Origin of the sequence: Bacillus kalamii (assembly GCF_047238185.1) — a bacterium.
Taxonomy (GTDB): domain Bacteria; phylum Bacillota; class Bacilli; order Bacillales; family DSM-1321; genus Bacillus_AD.
In genome coordinates, this window is record NZ_JBDFMI010000006.1 from 751,567 (window position 1) to 764,910 (window position 13,344).

General features: G+C 39.9%; 14 protein-coding genes. 8 read left to right on the plus strand and 6 right to left on the minus strand.

The window, feature by feature from the left end; all coding sequences use genetic code 11:
* Position 1: 1 nt before the first annotated feature.
* The 5 genes from ABC357_RS21580 (at position 2) to glmS (ending at position 6,759) form a co-directional block, all read left to right on the plus strand.
* Positions 2–643, plus strand: a complete 642-nt coding sequence (locus ABC357_RS21580) for a zf-HC2 domain-containing protein (RefSeq protein ID WP_412889583.1) — start codon at positions 2–4, stop codon at positions 641–643.
* Between the two features lie 142 nt (positions 644–785).
* Positions 786–1,607: a diadenylate cyclase CdaA gene (gene cdaA, locus ABC357_RS21585; RefSeq protein WP_412890096.1), complete on the plus strand. Its 822-nt coding sequence runs from the start codon at positions 786–788 to the stop codon at positions 1,605–1,607.
* On the plus strand, positions 1,600–2,985 hold the full coding sequence (locus ABC357_RS21590; protein ID WP_412889584.1) for a CdaR family protein: 1,386 nt from the start codon (positions 1,600–1,602) through the stop codon (positions 2,983–2,985). The genes cdaA and ABC357_RS21590 overlap by 8 nt, the downstream gene beginning before the upstream one ends.
* Before the next feature lie 136 nt (positions 2,986–3,121).
* A complete protein-coding gene (gene glmM, locus ABC357_RS21595; protein WP_412889585.1) occupies positions 3,122–4,474 on the plus strand; it encodes a phosphoglucosamine mutase in 1,353 nt (450 codons plus the stop codon).
* A 479-nt stretch (positions 4,475–4,953) separates the two neighbouring features.
* The gene (gene glmS / locus ABC357_RS21600) at positions 4,954–6,759 is read left to right on the plus strand and encodes a glutamine--fructose-6-phosphate transaminase (isomerizing) (protein WP_412889586.1); all 1,806 of its coding nucleotides are present in this window, start codon (positions 4,954–4,956) and stop codon (positions 6,757–6,759) included.
* Positions 6,760–6,908: 149 nt separating this feature from the next.
* Here glmS and ABC357_RS21605 read toward each other — a convergent pair whose 3' ends face one another.
* The 4 genes from ABC357_RS21605 to ABC357_RS21620 form a co-directional block, all read right to left on the minus strand.
* Entirely contained in the window at positions 6,909–7,283 is a 375-nt protein-coding gene (locus ABC357_RS21605) for an HsmA family protein (RefSeq protein ID WP_412889587.1), read from the minus strand.
* A gap of 316 nt (positions 7,284–7,599) precedes the next feature.
* Entirely contained in the window at positions 7,600–7,881 is a 282-nt protein-coding gene (locus ABC357_RS21610) for a hypothetical protein (protein WP_412889588.1), read from the minus strand.
* Between the two features lie 8 nt (positions 7,882–7,889).
* Positions 7,890–8,279 carry an SHOCT-like domain-containing protein gene (locus tag ABC357_RS21615; protein WP_412889589.1) on the minus strand — a complete coding sequence of 130 codons (390 nt, stop codon included), beginning with the start codon at positions 8,277–8,279 and terminating at the stop codon, positions 7,890–7,892.
* Positions 8,280–8,292: 13 nt separating this feature from the next.
* Positions 8,293–8,658: a DUF2089 domain-containing protein gene (locus tag ABC357_RS21620; RefSeq protein ID WP_412889590.1), complete on the minus strand. Its 366-nt coding sequence runs from the start codon at positions 8,656–8,658 to the stop codon at positions 8,293–8,295.
* A gap of 387 nt (positions 8,659–9,045) precedes the next feature.
* On the opposite strand from ABC357_RS21620, the gene ABC357_RS21625 reads away from it, so the two are divergent.
* Positions 9,046–9,552 (plus strand): VanZ family protein, encoded by a 507-nt coding sequence (locus tag ABC357_RS21625; protein WP_412889591.1) that lies wholly within the window; start codon positions 9,046–9,048, stop codon positions 9,550–9,552.
* 110 nt (positions 9,553–9,662) lie between these two features.
* On the opposite strand, the gene ABC357_RS21630 is transcribed toward ABC357_RS21625, so the two are convergent.
* Positions 9,663–10,112 carry an AraC family transcriptional regulator gene (locus tag ABC357_RS21630; RefSeq protein ID WP_412889592.1) on the minus strand — a complete coding sequence of 150 codons (450 nt, stop codon included), beginning with the start codon at positions 10,110–10,112 and terminating at the stop codon, positions 9,663–9,665.
* Between the two features lie 356 nt (positions 10,113–10,468).
* On the opposite strand from ABC357_RS21630, the gene ABC357_RS21635 reads away from it, so the two are divergent.
* Together ABC357_RS21635 and ABC357_RS21640 are read left to right on the plus strand one after the other, a co-directional pair.
* Entirely contained in the window at positions 10,469–11,584 is a 1,116-nt protein-coding gene (locus tag ABC357_RS21635) for a M20 metallopeptidase family protein (protein WP_412889593.1), read from the plus strand.
* 222 nt (positions 11,585–11,806) lie between these two features.
* The gene (locus tag ABC357_RS21640; RefSeq protein WP_412889594.1) at positions 11,807–12,196 is read left to right on the plus strand and encodes a hypothetical protein; all 390 of its coding nucleotides are present in this window, start codon (positions 11,807–11,809) and stop codon (positions 12,194–12,196) included.
* Between the two features lie 177 nt (positions 12,197–12,373).
* On the opposite strand, the gene ABC357_RS21645 is transcribed toward ABC357_RS21640, so the two are convergent.
* Positions 12,374–13,108, minus strand: a complete 735-nt coding sequence (locus tag ABC357_RS21645) for an SDR family NAD(P)-dependent oxidoreductase (protein ID WP_412889595.1) — start codon at positions 13,106–13,108, stop codon at positions 12,374–12,376.
* Positions 13,109–13,344: the final 236 nt, after the last annotated feature.

Genomic DNA, 13,344 nt, shown 5'->3' on the forward strand with positions numbered 1-13,344 from the left:
AATGAAATGTTCAGATGAAATCATCGAATATATGCATGAATACCTAGATAATCAGATAAGCACAGAACATGAAAGCATATTGCGCCATCATCTGCAGGATTGTGTAGATTGCCAAAATCATTTTCATGAACTGAAGAAGGCGATCCTCTTTGTACAGAGTTCATCTCATATAAATGCTCCTTCCGATTTTACACAGAAAGTAATGGCAAGTTTGCCTAGAGAAACGAAAAAAGCAGGTGCCAAGCGCTGGCTGAAAAACCACCCGCTCCTTACCGCCGCTTCGTTATTTATCGTATTGATGGGCGGGTCACTATTTTCCAATTGGAAGGAAGACTATCAGTTTTCTTTTTCGAAGCAGCCTGATTTAGTGGTTGATAATAATACGGTCATTGTGCCTGAAGGAAAGACCATATCAGGCGATGTGGTGGTCAGGAATGGCAATATTAAAATCGAAGGAAAAGTAGACGGCAATGTGACTGTCATAAACGGTGATAAATATATGGCATCAGCAGGGCATGTTTCTGGCGATATCGAAGAAATCGATGAGATGTTCGGGTGGCTCTGGTACAGCATCAAAGATACGTTTAAGCAGGCTATGAACGCCATCACAGGAGATAAGCAAGAACCTCAATCATCCAAATGACCATTGGATGATTTTTCTCGTTGGCAGGCAGCAGCGGAGGATTATAGGCTTTTAATTGGTGTTGGGTAAATATGTGGTATAATGGTAAAGTTAAATTGCAAATTAAAAGGTAAGCATATACCCAAATGGAGGAAGTAACATGATGTCATTATCCAACTTTACTTTCTTTGACATTATTACGAATGTTGTAGATATAATCCTAGTATGGTTTGTTATATATAAAACACTGATGGTTATTAAAGGGACAAAGGCCGTTCAATTATTGAAGGGGATCTTTGTTATTATAGTTGTGAAAAGCTTGAGCGGCCTTTTTGGGCTGAATACGCTCGGATGGCTGATGGAGCAGGCGATGAGCTGGGGATTCATAGCGATTATCGTCATCTTCCAGCCAGAGTTGAGACGTGCATTGGAGCAGTTAGGGCGCGGAAAACTCTTTACCAGGGGCATGGCGCAGGAAGAGAACGAAACAGAGCAAGCCGTCGAAGCGATTTCAAAAGCTGTTTCTTATATGGCTAAACGTAGAATAGGCGCCTTGATTTCAATCGAACGTGAGACAGGTTTGACAGAGTATATAGAAACAGGAATTCCGCTTGATTCAAAGATATCGGCTGAATTGTTGATCAACATATTTATCCCGAATACGCCGTTGCATGATGGGGCTGTTATTCTTCAAAAGAATAAGGTAGCCGCTGCTGCGTGTTATTTACCGTTATCGGAGAGCCCTTTCATCTCTAAAGAATTAGGTACAAGACACAGGGCTGCGCTTGGAGTCAGTGAAGTGACAGATTGCCTGACTGTCGTTGTGTCAGAAGAAACTGGAGGAGTCTCACTAACCCGGAATGGTGATTTGCATAGGGACTTGACCCCGGAAGAATTCAAAGAGATGCTAACGAAAGAGCTATCGAATGCTTTCAAAGCGACAGCTCCTGCTCGATGGAATTGGAGGGGAAAGAAAAATGGATAAGCTGATAGAAACCCCATGGTTTGTAAAGGTCGTGGCCCTATTATTGGCAGCCCTTCTATATATTTCGGTTAATTTCGAGCCGAACAACCAAGCCGGCAGCTTCAATACGCCATCCCAGAAGGATAAGGTGATAGTGGATTCCGTTCCGGTCGAGGTTTATTATGACAGAGATAACTTGGTCGTAACAGGTGTCCCAAAAACGGTGGATGTAACCTTATATGGACCAAAGAATTTGATTTTGCCAGCTAAAAGTTCACGCGAGTTTAAAGTGTATCTGGACCTTTCTGATCCTGAAATACAATTGGGCAAGCGTAAAGTAGCATTAAAAGTAAGAGATTTAAATGATAAGATCAAAGCAACGATCACTCCTGATTACGTGGATATTTCCATCCAGGAAAAAGTAACTAAAGAATTCTCAGTAGAACCGGAATTCAACCGTACGTTGCTTGATAACGGCTATATTGTCGACAAATCCAAACTGAAGATAAAGCCCGAGCATGTCAAAATTACAGGTGCGAAAGATGTCATTGAACAAATCGCTTACGTGAAGGCAGTCATCAATTTGGATGATGGGGTAAAAGATACGGTCAATGTAAAAGCTAAAGTACGGGCGTTGGACAAAAATCTAAATAAACTGGATGTTTCGATTGATCCAGGCTATATCAATGTGGAAGTACCAATCGAAATTCCAAGCAAAGAAATGTCGGTTTTGCCGGTTGAATCCGGCAAACCCAAAGATGGGATAACAATCGGAAAGCTGAAGGCTGACCCTTCGAGGGTGACTCTCTATGGGAAACAATCGATTTTGGATGCAATGGACCAACTTCAGATCCCTGTCGATATAAGCAAAATTGATGAATCGACCACCATAGAGGTTCCAATCGATTTGCCTGAAGGAGTAAGCGCTTCTTCCGTGCAAAAGGTGAAGGTTACGATAGAAGCGAAACAGGCATCCGCAACAGAGGATAATGAGAATAATAAGGATGAAGAAACAACGCCGGACGATAAGCCAACGAACACAGATCCGCCGGCAACAGACGATAAGCAGCAGGACATTACGAAAACCTTCCAGAATGTGAAGATAAGGTATAATGGTTTGGGAGAAGATATGGATCTCGCCTTCTTATCACCGGGCCAGGGAATGACAAGCATCACTGTTACCGGTCCACAAAATGATATCAACAATCTGAAATCTACAGATTTACAGGCATTCATTAATGTGGCTGAGCTGCTCGAGGGAGAGCATTCCGTACCTGTTTCTGTGAAGCTGCCTAACAGCCTGAAAGGGCAAGCAGGAGATTCATCCGCAAAAGTTTCAATCACTAAGAAAAACGTAGAAACCTCGGGAAGTAATTCAAAAGATCCCTCTGAGACATGAGGGATCGGGCTTCCTCAAAAGGCCTGCCTTATAGTCAGAGAGGTTCACATAAATAATCAGTCTACTATACACTGATATATGGTTGACTTTATTGTGCTTAATCACAATAAAACACATGAAGGAGAGATATTTTAACATGGGTAAATATTTTGGAACTGATGGAGTAAGAGGTGTGGCTAACAGTGAATTAACACCTGAGTTGGCCTTTAAGCTGGGCCGTTTTGGCGGATATGTGCTGACTAAGCATACAGACCGTCGACCAAAGGTGCTAATTGGCCGTGATACCAGAATTTCAGGGCATATGCTTGAAGGTGCCCTTGTGGCAGGCCTATTATCCATCGGAGCAGAAGTAATGCGGCTTGGTGTAATTTCAACACCGGGAGTGGCATACTTAACAAAAGCGTTAAGTGCTGAAGCTGGCGTCATGATTTCAGCATCGCACAACCCAGTTGCAGATAATGGCATTAAATTCTTCGGGAACGACGGCTATAAGCTTTCTGATGAGGAAGAAGAAGAAATAGAACAATTAATGGATCTTGAGGAAGATACACTGCCTAGACCGGTAGGGGCAGATTTAGGGCAAGTGAATGATTATTTCGAAGGAGGACAGAAATACCTGTCTTACTTGAAGCAATCAGTCGATGAAGATTTCACAGGATTGCATGTAGCTCTTGATTGCGCACATGGAGCTACATCATCATTGGCAACACATTTATTTGCAGACTTGGATGCCGATATTTCAACGATGGGGTCTTCTCCAAACGGATTGAATATCAATGACGGAGTGGGATCGACTCATCCAGAAGCGCTGTCGTCATTCGTAAAAGAAAAAAAAGCCGATGTAGGCCTTGCTTTTGATGGCGATGGGGACAGGATCATTGCGGTGGATGAAAATGGGGAAATCGTCGATGGCGACCAAATCCTTTATATATGCGGCAAGTATTTAAGCGAGCATAACCGCTTGAAGCATAATACGGTGGTATCAACTGTTATGAGTAATCTTGGCTACTACAAAGCGCTTGAAGCACATGGCATTCAATCTGCACAGACTGCCGTAGGCGACCGCTATGTTGTTGAAGAGATGAAGAATAAAGGATATAACCTTGGAGGAGAACAATCCGGCCATATTATTTTCCTTGATTACAATACAACAGGAGACGGTATGCTGACAGGACTGCAGCTCGTCAATATTATGAAAATGACGAAAAAGCCTCTTTCTGAATTAGCGAGTGAAATGAAAAAATTCCCGCAAAAGCTTGTGAATGTGCGTGTGACGGATAAACATCATGTGACGGAAAACGAAAAGGTGGCTGCTGTCATCGCCGATGTGGAAAAAGAAATGGATGGCAACGGGCGCATCCTAGTTCGCCCATCGGGAACAGAACCATTAGTTCGTGTTATGGCAGAAGCTCCATCACAGGAACAATGTGACCAATATGTACATCGAATTTGTACAGTTGTTGAAAGCGAAATGGGATTAAAAGAGTAATAATAGGGTATTTCATATGCATAAGAAGCACACATTCCGCTTCTTATGCATATTTTTATAATAAGACATCTTTTTGCCAGAGGTTGACAGCGTTTGGTAAAGATAACCATGGTTGTTGACGTATTCACAATCATAGGTTATGATTATTCTGCTTTCATAAAAAAGCATGTCTACTCCAATTATGAAGGAAAGGTGGGTACAGACTACTATCGGAAAATGAAAGCGTTAAGAAGTGAACAAAGCGCCAGAACTAGACCGGGGAGTGGTTTAGTTGACGAGGTGGAGGTTTATCGATCATTCGGCGGGTACCTCCCAGTTGAAGTGCACAACTGTCTATTTCTTCTCCAAAACAGTAGGGCAACCTACTCGACAAAGAGTTGAAAATGCACACACTTAAATGAAAATAATTAGAGATAAGGGGACAGGAATGTCCCCGGACATTCTTGTTCCCTTCTTTTACTCAATAGGAGGAACAGGATATGTGTGGAATCGTTGGATATATAGGAAACCTAGATGCAAAGGGAATTTTGCTGAAAGGACTTGAGAAACTTGAATACAGAGGCTATGATTCAGCCGGCATTGCTGTCATGAATAACGGGGGCGTGCATGTATTCAAGGAAAAGGGACGCATTGCCGATTTACGCAAAATCGTTGACTCAAATGTATTCGCACAGACAGGGATCGGACATACAAGATGGGCGACCCACGGTGTGCCGAATCATGAGAATGCGCATCCCCACCAAAGCACAACTGAACGTTTTACGCTTGTGCATAATGGTGTGATCGAGAACTATGAAATCCTTAAAAAAGAATATTTGGCGGATGTTTCCTTCAAAAGTGATACAGATACAGAAGTGATTGTAGAATTGATCGAGCATTTCGTCTTAACAGAAGACCTTTCCGTCGAAAAAGCATTCTGCAAAACACTTTCTTTATTGAAAGGTTCCTATGCAATCGCTCTTCTGGATGAGCAAAACAATGGCACTATTTTTGTAGGTAAAAATAAAAGCCCATTACTTGTAGGAGTGGGAGATACATTCAATGTGGTTGCTTCCGATGCGATGGCGATGCTTCAGGTGACTGACCAATTCATCGAATTAATGGATAAGGAAATTGTGATTGTCACACATGAACATGTCACAATCAAAAAACTCGATGGCACCGAGGTTTCACGCGATCCGTATACAGCCGAGCTGGATGCGGGAGATATCGAAAAAGGGACATATCCTCACTATATGCTGAAGGAGATCGATGAGCAGCCGCTCGTAATTCGTAAGATCATCCAATCTTACCAAAATGACAACGGAAGTCTGACCATCGCAGAGGATATTTTAGAAGCGATGAAGAGTTCAGACCGAATCTATATTATCGCTTGCGGAACAAGCTATCATGCAGGTTTAGTCGGTAAGCAATTCATAGAAAAGTTGGCCGAAATTCCTGTAGAAGTACATGTGGCTTCCGAGTTTAGCTATAATATGCCATTGCTGTCCAAGAAACCATTGTTCATCTTCATTTCACAAAGTGGCGAAACAGCTGATTCACGGGCTGTACTTGTAGCCATCAAAGAATTGGGCTATAAGGCGTTAACTATTACGAACGTGCCGGGTTCTACATTATCCCGCGAAGCGGATTACACTTTATTGCTTCATGCAGGCCCTGAAATTGCTGTTGCCAGCACTAAGGCTTATACAGCGCAAATTGCCGTGTTGTCCATCTTAGCCCAGGCAACTGCCCAATCTAAAGGCATGGAAGCGAAACTGGATCTTGTCCATGAGCTTGGCATTATTGCTAATGCAATGGAAGTGCTTTGCGGCAGCAAAGAAGACTTTGAAAGCATAGCACGTGAATTCTTGTCTGTAACACGCAACTGCTTCTTCATCGGCCGCGGCATCGATTATTTCGTTTGCTTGGAAGGTGCCCTTAAATTGAAGGAAATCTCTTATATTCAAGCAGAAGGCTTTGCCGGCGGTGAATTGAAGCATGGCACAATTGCCTTGATTGAAGAAGGGACTCCGGTAGTGGCGCTTGCGACACAGGAAGCGGTAAACTTAAGCATCCGCGGTAACGTGAAGGAAGTCGCTGCACGCGGCGCACATCCATGCATCATCAGCATGAAGGGCTTGGAACAAGAGGGAGACAGCTTTGTCATACCAGCCGTGCATGATTTATTAACACCTCTTATCTCTGTTATACCAACACAATTAATTGCTTACTATGCTGCTTTACACCGCGACTGCGATGTTGATAAACCAAGAAACTTGGCTAAGAGTGTGACGGTTGAATAAGTGATTAAAAAAGATACACTTTAAATTATAGTTATACCATCAAAAACCAACCTTGATACAACCTAAATACATGGTGTATCAAGGTTTTTTTTATTTTATTTCCTTTTTATTGGAAAGAAAAAAGACCACATCAAATGTGATCAATGACATTAAACATTATTCGTCATCCCATAAATCATCCCTGATATATAAGGAATTAACCATAATAACCAAACAATAATACTGAATTTGTGGAATTTCCCCATCATGTCTTTATCCTTTTTAATCAACACAATTGTAGCCCAGATAGCATGGAATAACATTAATAAAATGGCTAATAAACCAGTTATTCCGTGGAAACTAAATAAAGATCCTTCTGCTGCCATTTTTTCCATTATAGTTGTTCCGATCGTGTCGAAAACTAATCCAAACCAAAAAATGATGACATGCCATGGTTTTAATATATGTTGGAATTTCTCAGACCATACTCCTACAGAATAAAATAATAATGCTGCCGTAATACATATAATGGCTAATCCAAGCATTGAAATCACTCACTCTCTTTTTTAATCAGTGTTGCCTTTAAGCAAATAAATTATTGCTTGAGCCCAGTATATAAAACGAACATGAACGGCAGATGAACAGTGTATGTTCAGTAGTCTGGATGTTAGGGGATGGGATTTGGGACAACTTCTTAATTTGAAATAAGCCCTGTATTTTTATATGGAGGTTAGATGAGTGAAGGTATATACCAAAAGGAAAGCACATATTAGATAGGGCTCTAATATGTGCTTTTTTTTAAATTCTTAATCGTTGTTAACAATTAAATGCCAGTCAGTGGTCGTTGTATTCTTTCATACATTATAGTCTAATCTTAACTTCAGTACCGTCCTTAGCTTTGACATCCACGAGCACGATTCCCTTATATTTCTTCAGCTCCATGACGATCGGTTTTAGCGTTTTTTTATCTATGAGTGGAAAGGTAAAGTCTAGTTTTTTTCTTTCAAAGAACTCTTTTGTCCAATTGTTTAATTTTTGCTGTAAAAAGGTTGAAGACAAAATAGAAATAGCAATGTGTAACATCGCATATGGGACAGCGATTTTAAACCGAACGTCTTTTGCTTTCACTTTTACATGTATCATGCCGATCACTAATCAATAAAGACAGAAACGGTATCCCCGTTCGCTGATTTAACGTCGATGATTTGGCCGTCTAATTCGTTTTCAATGGCCTCAATAATAAGGTTTATGTCTATATCTTTTACGTATTTTTCCGATTGGGGAATGCTTGCTGCGATGCTGTGCCCAGCCATTAATACGACCTTGACCAGTTTTATAGGAAGATTAATTGTAACGTTATCATTTTCTGTTGATATAACACGTATTTTTAATGTTTTATCTAAATAGCCGGCTGGTTTTTCAACATTCCTAGTATTCATTTCTTCTTTCTCTTTTAATACTTGGATCAGTTCAGCGCCCTTATCCGCATCAATTTTACCATCCTGAACCATTTTTAACACTTTTGCTATTTCCTCTTTCATGAAAGCTACCTCCTTATTCTTCTTTTAAAAGCTTAATCGCTTCTTCAGGTGTGATTTCCCCATTTTCTAACATGGTGACCACTTTTTTCTCATCAACTTCATTTTTCTTTTTTTGCTCATATCCAAGGGATGAGATAATGTTTGTTAGTTTGCCGCGAACCGTAGGATATGATATCCCCAGTTCTTTTTCAACTTCTTTGATATTTCCTCTGCACGCTAAAAAGACTTCCACAAAATGAAGCTGATCCTTTGATAAGGATGCCAGCTTCGATAATTCAAACTCATTTTCAATCGTAGTATGACAATGAGAGCACTGTAACTTGGTGATTTTCAATGTTTTACTACATACAGGACAATTTGTAATTACTGGATAAGCCATATTGAACTTCCTTTCTGTTCGTTAATTCGATTATACATCAATTAATTGAAAGGTAAAATGTTAAATTTTAATTTTTTAAACCATAAAAGTAAAATATTTTAATTCTTTATTTAATATTATTGAACATTTTCTTGGTTTGTTTTTATTTTGGCCAGTATGTTTGAATTTTAGATATATTAGTGGTCATCCATGAGGATTGGACAATAATTATTTATCTGTTGATATTATGGGAGAAGGGCATATCCTCACTATCTCTAACAGTACATAAAGCAAAATAAGTTGGAATCTGCCAGCAATATTCATAAATTCTTAATGTTTTTATATAGTAGTTTTTTAAAATTGGCTTGTAGACTAAATGATATAAGACATTATAAGGTGGCGGCAGATATGAAAAAAACAATACACATCCTGTATTGGATTATTTTATGCTTTTATCTCTTTTTATTGGTCGATACTGTTTTTTTTGCAAGAGATAGTATGCGAAGTGTCAATTTCGTTCCTTTCCATATGATTTCACAAAATATACTGGTTGACGATGGCGTACAGTTTAAATGGGCCGATATGAATGTCTGGGGCAATATTTTGATGTTTGTTCCGGCCGGCATATATATAATGCTTCACGGTAAATCGCTGTCTGTTTGGAGAAATCTGCTCCATATCATTGGGTTAAGCATTACGATAGAAGTCATTCAGTTTATTTGTGCAAGAGGGGCAACGGATATTGATGATGTGATTTTAAATGCAATAGGCGGATTCCTTGGCATTATTGTTTATATGGTTTTTGCAAAGGTATTCAAATCAAGAGAGAGAATTAAAATGGCCATTGCTGTACTGTCGTTGATCGTAGGTATTCCGATAGTGATACTTACAATCATTTTAGCGATTGCCAATTAAAGAAGGTATTCAGTTTTCTTGGGAAAAACCTGTAACGTAAGGATGCCAATAAAAGCCTGTATTGAACAAACGGATGTTTAATGCAGGCTTTTATTGATTCTCTTCGATGATTAAATGATGGGAACGCAGATTTCACATTCGTGTTTGGAAACCATCTCTTCCGTATATCTTTCAAAAATAGGACGCTCGTCTATTCGATATCCTCTGTCCGCTAATTCGGCAAATAGGCTCCCCCATGCTTTTTGAATATCATCCGCTGTGTGCTTGACCATAAGGATGGCATATTTTCCGCCTGGAAGTTTGGTTTCTGCAACGATATGATCAAGTTGATACCCATCCGAGACAACAATGCCTGCGTCATACCGGCAATGTTCAGGCAAAGTTGTTTCAGGGTTATCATGGGAAATTCCTATGATGATGGTTGTCCGGGTAAGTAGATTGTTGGCAGCGCCCCATTTCTTCATTTGTTCCATTGTTTGAATGTTGGCTGGTCCATAAGGCCCAATCTGCCGAATATAGGCGATACGGTAAACTGGAAGAGATTCAATTCTTATTTCCATAACGGGATCTTCCTTTCTGCTTCATTAATGTCTACAACCTGAATGCTATCATGAACTAAAAAAAGAATCATGATCATTTTTAAAAAATTGCATTCAATCATTTGGTAACAATTGAATGGTGAGTCGAAAAAGAATCGATTTATGACCATTCCGCTGAGCAATCATAGCCTACTGTAAAAGGTTTAGCGAAAGGATGAATCGAAAAAGAATCATCGAGTCGGAATTGTAGGATAGGGAATAGAGATATTTGATCCTGAATGCAAGCTACACCTGCAGTTCTAGCTTGGTACAAATTTTGCATCATGTTTTAAGGGAAGAACATAAACAATTATATGACGACAAGGGGGATACAGCGGATGAAACGTGAAAACTTGGAACTGGCAAAACAATTGCGCCATGAATTACACCAACACCCAGAGCTATCTAATCAGGAGGTTTGGACCAAACAACATTTAATTGATTTTATTAAAGCGCATACAAAATTAGAGGTTGTTGACCGCGGCAAATGGTTCTATGCTATTTATCGAGCTGGTGAAGGCAAAAGAAATATTGCTTTCCGCGCAGATTTTGATGCGCTGCCTATACCGGAAACGATTGATTTGGAGCATGGCTCTCAATTTCCGGGAATTTCGCATAAATGCGGCCATGATGGCCATTCTGCAAGCCTTGCCGGATTTGCGTTGGAGATTGACCAAAACGGTGCCGATCAAAATATTTTTTTCCTTTTCCAGCATGCTGAGGAAACGGGCGATGGAGCGGCTGAATGTGTTTCATTTATTGAAGAGAATAAGATTGATGAAATCTTTGCTTATCATAATATGAGCGGTATGGCCTTGAAATCTGTCAATGTCATTGATGGTACAGCGCACTGTGCATCAAAGGGCATGAGCATCCATATGGTTGGTTCGCCTGCCCACGCCAGTCAGCCTGAAGATGGAGCTAACCCTTCATTTGCGATCGCGCAAATCATCAATGCCATTCCTGATTTCATTTCACCGGAAAAAAATAGAGGCATTGTGCTTTGCACAGTTGTTCAAGTGGACATTGGCGAAAAAGCATTCGGGATTTCAGCAAGCAAGGGAGATTTACGGTTGACCATCCGTGCTCTTTACGAGGAAGAATTGGATCAACTCCAGAAAAATCTTGAGGATTTTGCTTCGGCTCAAGCTGAGCTTCATCATCTTCAAGTAAGCTTTTCTTATAATGATGCTTTCCCCGAGACAGTCAATGCGAAGGAAAGCTCTGATAAAATCAGGAAGGTATGTGTGGATAAAGGATTCCAGTTGGTTGAAATGCAAGAAGCATTCAGGGGGTCGGAGGATTACGGACATTTCTTGAAGCTGACAAAAGGGGCTATGTGCTATATCGGAAATGGCGAGAATTATCCGAATGTACATACATATGAATATGACTTCTGTGATGACATAATCGAAACAGCTGTTGACCTTTTCAAAGGGCTAGTTGCCAAATAAATGATAAAAAGCGTATGCTGAAACATTTTTCAGATACGCTTTTTATTTTTGTGGAACATAGATTTATAAAGCAAGAAGCATCTTATTGGACTTGAAAAAGAGTGTGGGGGTATTATTACCAATGAAAAAAAGATTATAATCTATTCATATGGTATATACTGTATTATTAAAAAATATACTGTATTCTACATAAACAGAATTAAAGGAAAAGGAAGATGGGAAATGAGTAAGGAACAGTTGGGACATCTTTGTAAAGTTGCTAACGGATTAGGGGCCAACGTCTTGTTTACGGAGGATAAAAAGTTATGCTTCAATAGTGAAACGCTTATGATTACAGCGCCATTCAAATGGGACATTGAGGATTTATATGGATTGGCCCATGAAATTGGCCATTTAAAAGACCACTTGGAACAAGAATTGGATTATGATTTGTGGAGAAATAACTCTGCATATAGATTGAACGTGGAAATGAAAGCATGGACACATTCCTATGGTATTTTAGTTGAAGCGGGCATTGATACATCTTGCTGGAACAGTCACGTGAATCAAAAATTATCTTCCTATTTGAATTTTGCCTATCAATCATTGGATGCTCTAGAAACGGCAATGTAAGGATAACTTAAAGATAAAGGCAAGAATGCGGGCGAATTAGCATTCTTGCCTTTTGTCTTTATTGTATGGGGTATGAAAAATATGTTTGATTACATATGCAAAGATAGTTTTAGAATTGAAAAAACCCCCTTCCTGCAGAATGTGCGGGAAGGGGATTGAAAGGTTCATCTGAATCGATTATTGAGCAGAGTATCCGCCATCGATTACTAGTTCTCCGCCTGTGATGTATGATGCTTCATCAGAAGCCAAGAATAGAATGGCGTTGGCTACTTCTTCAGCTTTACCAAGGCGTTGCATAGGAGTAGCTTTAACTAGCATTTCCATAGCACCTTTATATTGAGTAAGGTTAGCTGTCATTGGTGTTTCGATGACACCTGGGAATACAGTGTTTACACGGATGTTGAATCGGCCAAGTTCTGCAGCGGCTGCACGTGCAATTGCACGCAAGGAACCTTTAGAAGCAGAATAATGGTTGAATCCTGATCCGATGATAGCTGTATAGGAAGATGTATTGACGATAGCGCCTTTACCTGCTTCCTTCATATATTTAGATGCATGTTTGATTCCTAAGAATGGTCCGAATGAATTGATTTTGTGCAATAACGCCCAGTCCGCTTCTGTGATATCGTCTGGTGCTTTTTCAGAAGAAATACCGGCATTGTTGATCAAAATATCGATACGGCCGTATTTGTCTACAACTGCTTTTGTTACTTCAGCCCAGTTTTCATCAGAAGAAACGTCTAGTTTCATGCCTTCGACGTTATCTAATTCAGCAATTTTTGCCAAGTTGTCCTCATTGATATCGGCAGCGATTACAGTAGCGCCTTCACCGGCAAATAATTTGGCCATAGCGGCACCCATGCCTGATGCTCCACCAGTAATAATAGCGATTTTATTTTCTAAACGTCCCATTATAATTCATCCCCTTATTTTTCTTATTCCTATGATATTAAATAGTTTAATACTAAAATATTTAAAAATAAAGTAATTTGCCTATGAATCTAAAAAAGATTGAAAAGGCTTTCTTTGACCGGTTTAAAAATAGATGAAGCCGGTATTGAACCGTTTGAAAATCCTTATTTTTCAATGGTTTCATACATCTATCGGCTGAAAGATATGATTTAAACCAGTTTGTAAATGGAAAAGAA

What these genes read in the sequence shown, in the direction of transcription:
- ABC357_RS21580 (WP_412889583.1), top strand. Translation starts at nt 2, where the DNA reads ATGAAATGTTCAGATGAAATCATCGAATATATGCATGAATACCTAGAT.
- cdaA (WP_412890096.1), top strand. Translation starts at nt 786, where the DNA reads ATGTCATTATCCAACTTTACTTTCTTTGACATTATTACGAATGTTGTA.
- ABC357_RS21590 (WP_412889584.1), top strand. Translation starts at nt 1,600, where the DNA reads ATGGATAAGCTGATAGAAACCCCATGGTTTGTAAAGGTCGTGGCCCTA.
- glmM (WP_412889585.1), top strand. Translation starts at nt 3,122, where the DNA reads ATGGGTAAATATTTTGGAACTGATGGAGTAAGAGGTGTGGCTAACAGT.
- glmS (WP_412889586.1), top strand. Translation starts at nt 4,954, where the DNA reads ATGTGTGGAATCGTTGGATATATAGGAAACCTAGATGCAAAGGGAATT.
- ABC357_RS21605 (WP_412889587.1), bottom strand. Translation starts at nt 7,283, where the DNA reads ATGCTTGGATTAGCCATTATATGTATTACGGCAGCATTATTATTTTAT.
- ABC357_RS21610 (WP_412889588.1), bottom strand. Translation starts at nt 7,881, where the DNA reads ATGATACATGTAAAAGTGAAAGCAAAAGACGTTCGGTTTAAAATCGCT.
- ABC357_RS21615 (WP_412889589.1), bottom strand. Translation starts at nt 8,279, where the DNA reads ATGAAAGAGGAAATAGCAAAAGTGTTAAAAATGGTTCAGGATGGTAAA.
- ABC357_RS21620 (WP_412889590.1), bottom strand. Translation starts at nt 8,658, where the DNA reads ATGGCTTATCCAGTAATTACAAATTGTCCTGTATGTAGTAAAACATTG.
- ABC357_RS21625 (WP_412889591.1), top strand. Translation starts at nt 9,046, where the DNA reads ATGAAAAAAACAATACACATCCTGTATTGGATTATTTTATGCTTTTAT.
- ABC357_RS21630 (WP_412889592.1), bottom strand. Translation starts at nt 10,112, where the DNA reads ATGGAAATAAGAATTGAATCTCTTCCAGTTTACCGTATCGCCTATATT.
- ABC357_RS21635 (WP_412889593.1), top strand. Translation starts at nt 10,469, where the DNA reads ATGAAACGTGAAAACTTGGAACTGGCAAAACAATTGCGCCATGAATTA.
- ABC357_RS21640 (WP_412889594.1), top strand. Translation starts at nt 11,807, where the DNA reads ATGAGTAAGGAACAGTTGGGACATCTTTGTAAAGTTGCTAACGGATTA.
- ABC357_RS21645 (WP_412889595.1), bottom strand. Translation starts at nt 13,108, where the DNA reads ATGGGACGTTTAGAAAATAAAATCGCTATTATTACTGGTGGAGCATCA.